Origin of the sequence: Methanosarcina spelaei (genome assembly GCF_002287235.1) — an archaeon.
Classification (GTDB): Archaea; Halobacteriota; Methanosarcinia; order Methanosarcinales; family Methanosarcinaceae; genus Methanosarcina; species Methanosarcina spelaei.
The window spans coordinates 1-3,659 of sequence record NZ_LMVP01000173.1 but is presented as its reverse complement, the minus strand read 5'-3'; the positions used below and the strand labels follow the sequence as shown (position 1 = coordinate 3,659).

General features: G+C 43.1%; 3 protein-coding genes. All 3 read left to right on the top strand.

The genetic code is table 11. The features are described from left to right. Positions 1–148: 148 nt before the first annotated feature. The 3 genes from ASJ81_RS24205 to ASJ81_RS10005 all read left to right on the top strand — a co-directional run bounded on the left by ASJ81_RS24205 (position 149) and on the right by ASJ81_RS10005 (position 3,408). The gene (locus tag ASJ81_RS24205; RefSeq protein ID WP_275112551.1) at positions 149–271 is read left to right on the top strand and encodes a hypothetical protein; all 123 of its coding nucleotides are present in this window, start codon (positions 149–151) and stop codon (positions 269–271) included. 402 nt (positions 272–673) lie between these two features. After that, complete coding sequence (locus ASJ81_RS10010) at positions 674–1,972, top strand: amidohydrolase family protein (RefSeq protein ID WP_095644341.1); 1,299 nt, start codon at positions 674–676, stop codon at positions 1,970–1,972. 200 nt (positions 1,973–2,172) lie between these two features. Continuing rightward, entirely contained in the window at positions 2,173–3,408 is a 1,236-nt protein-coding gene (locus ASJ81_RS10005; protein ID WP_095644340.1) for an adenosylhomocysteinase, read from the top strand. The last annotated feature ends 251 nt before the right edge of the window (positions 3,409–3,659 follow it).

Here is a 3,659-nt window from a genome sequence, read left to right as displayed (position 1 = left end):
AAATAGAAGAAACAAAAATAGGAAGGTAAAAAGATTCAAGAGGAAGTGAATTTGAATGGAAGTAGGGTCCCATACCAGCAATTATGGGTTAATTTGACAATGTCAAGTTAGAATATAATTTCTTTTATCGGAGACTGAAGCCTGTTGAATGTTCGCAGGAGAAGATATTTTTGTGTGGGAAACAAAAGAGGGATTGGATTTTCTGGCAAGTGAAACCCTTAAAGCTAGATATCTGCATGAAGGAGAAGAAGGTGACTGGGAGGATGTTTGAGAGAGAATAGCAAAGGCAGTTGCAGTTATCGTATACAGTTGACCTACTACTGTACTCCAAATTTGAACTTGTTTTACCTAAATTCGGCAGGTTAACGTAACTAGAGGTCTATTTCATATTTCACATTTCACATTTCATATTTTATATTTTATTTAAGCATATTATTCGAAGAATATCATGTCGTTTTTTCAATAAAACTCCTGTTTCCTCAAGAACTCATTATTTCTTCTTCTCAAGATTTTAACATAATTCTCAGGACAACTTTTTTTAGTATAACCTCTTAATTCCAATACCTTTTAATCCCAGTTACCTGTTAAGTCCAGTATTTCTTAAATTTGGACAGTATTCTTAAATTCAGAATAGTCTAACAGCTTCAGTTCATTACCTGACGGATCTGATTATATGGCTGACATAATTGTAAAAAATGCTTACGTTCTGACTATGGACCCTGATGCGGGAGACATCAAAAACGGGACTGTTGTCATTGAAGACGGAAAGATTACGGAGATCGGGGAAAAGACCAGCGAAAGTGCCGAGACCGTAATTGATGCAAAACATTCGGTAGTAATGCCAGGGCTTGTAAATACGCATACTCACGCCGCAATGACGTTCTTCAGGGGTTATGCCGATGATTTACAGCTTGCCGATTGGCTTGAAGGGCACATCTGGCCTGCTGAGGCAAAGCTGACCGCAGAAGATGTCTATAAAGGCAGTCTGCTTGCCTGTCTGGAAATGATAAAGTCAGGCACCACCTCTTTTGCGGATATGTACTTTTACATGGACGAGACTGCAAAAGCTGTTGAGGCATCAGGACTTCGGGCTTCACTCTGTCACGGGCTCATAGAACTCTGGAACGAAGAAAAAGGAGAAGCCGACCTTAAGGAAGGGAAGCGCTTTGTTCGGGCATGGCAGGGAGCAGCCGATGGCAGGATAAAAACGATGTACGGGCCTCATGCTCCGAATACATGCTCTGAGGAATTTCTTGCAAAGGTAAGGGAAGAAGCTAACAAGGATGGTGCTGGAATCCATATTCATGTCCTTGAAACCGAAGCCGAACTCCTGGCTATGAAAGAAAGGTACGGAAAATGCTCGGTGCATCTCTTGGAAGATATAGGGTTTTTAGGGCCGGATGTGCTTGCTGCTCACTGTGTCTGGCTTTCCGACGGCGACATAGAAATTCTGAGGAAGAGAGGAGTGAACGTTTCCCATAATGTAATAAGTAACATGAAACTAGCTTCAGGAATTGCTCCTGTAAACAAGATGCTTGAAAAAGGAGTTAATGTAAGTCTTGGCACTGACGGCTGTGCCTCAAACAATAACCTTGACCTTTTTGAGGAGATGAAAACGGCTGCTCTTCTGCATAAAGTCAATACTTTCAACCCTACTGCCCTTCCTGCGCAGCAGGTGCTTCAAATGGGTACGGTAAACGGTGCAAAAGCCCTTGGAACGGAAACCGGCATGTTGAAAGTCGGAATGAAAGCGGACCTTATTGTGGTAGACATGAAAAAACCGCATCTTACCCCTTGCTTTGATGTTCCCTCTCACCTGGTATACTCCGCAAAAGGAAGCGATGTCAGGACAACAATTGTAGATGGAAAAGTCCTTATGGACGATTACAGGGTTCTGGCCCTGGACGAGCAGAAGGTAATGGAAGAGGCTCAAGAAGCCGCAAAAGAGCTTGTTGCAAGGGTAAACGCCTGAAAATGCCACTTATAATAAAATAATTATATCAAAAATGTTCTGCTATAGAGCTTGAATTAATAAACTGAATTAATAAACTAAATTAATAAACTGAATTAATAAACTGAATTAATAAACTGAGTGAGTAAAAGATAAACACTTATGTTTAAAGCTAGAATAAAGATCGAACTCAATTGTATATTTGATATTACGGGATCAATATGACCGAAAAAGAACTCATAGAATCCGGAAACATGAAGATGGACTGGGCAAGAAATCATATGCCTGTACTTGCCATCGTAAGGGAAAAATTCGAGGAGGAAAAACCCCTTAAAGGGCTGAAGGTAGGAATGGCCCTGCACGTGGAAGCAAAAACCGCAGTCCTTGTAGAGACCCTCGCTGCAGGCGGTGCAGAGGTATCAATTACCGGCTGCAACCCTCTCAGCACGCAGGACGACGTTTCCCTTGCCCTCGATACCCGCAAGAATATAAGCTGCTTTGCAAGATACGGAGTCGAAAGCCAGGAATATTACGAGGCAATCGACCGGGTCCTTGACATAAAACCCGATATCACAATCGATGACGGAGCAGACCTTATATTTAAATTGCATACAGAAAGGACCGACCTGCTTCCGAATATCCTTGGCGGCTGCGAAGAGACAACAACCGGTGTTCACAGGCTTCATGCGATGGAAAAGGAAGGAGCCCTGAAAATGCCGGTAATTGCAGTAAACGACGCCATGACAAAATACCTTTTTGACAACCGCTACGGGACAGGCCAGTCAGCCTGGGACGGGCTTACCAGGCCCACAAGCCTCCTGGTAGCAGGCAAAAACGTTGTTGTTGCAGGCTACGGCTGGTGCGGTCGCGGAGTTGCAATGCGTGCTTCAGGCCTTGGAGCAAATGTAATTGTTACCGAAGTCGATCCTATAAGAGCCCTTGAAGCCAAGATGGACGGGTACAGGGTCATGAAGATGGCAGATGCTGCAAAATTAGGAGAACTCTTTGTGACCACCACCGGAAACCGCGATATCCTCACAGCCGAACATTTCAAGTCCATGCCTGACGGAGCAATCCTTGCAAATTCCGGCCACTTCAATGTGGAAATCGATATGGAAGCCCTTGCCTCCCTTGCCAAATCTACCCGAACCGTAAGACATAACATAAAGGAATATGATCTCGGCGACAGGCGCATCAATGTCATAGCCGAAGGCAGACTGGTTAACCTTGCTGCCGGTGACGGTCACCCTGCCGAAGTCATGGATATGAGTTTTGCAAACCAGGCTCTCTGTGTGCGTTATATTGCCGAAAACAAGCTTTCTAACGGAGTCCACAAAGTACCTCTGGAACTTGATACTTTTGTGGCAAAAATGAAACTTAAGTCAATGGGCATAACCATCGACGAACTAACGCCTACACAGGAATGCTACATGAGCGGCTGGGAATGCGGAACGTAATTTAGAAAAACAGAAGAGAATAATTCCTATAATCGGGAAACTATGATGTTTTAAGGTGTGGTGAATTATTACCCTTTTTCTTTTTCGAGTTATTTCACTTCACCTTTATTCAAGAGCTGATCCCAAAATTCAAAATTAAGTCCGAATCTAAACTCGATGGCCATTGGTTTCTTATTACGAGAATGGTTCTAAATTTGATAATCCATTTTTATCCGATTGATGTTTTAAAACACCTGAATGTTAGCATTTCC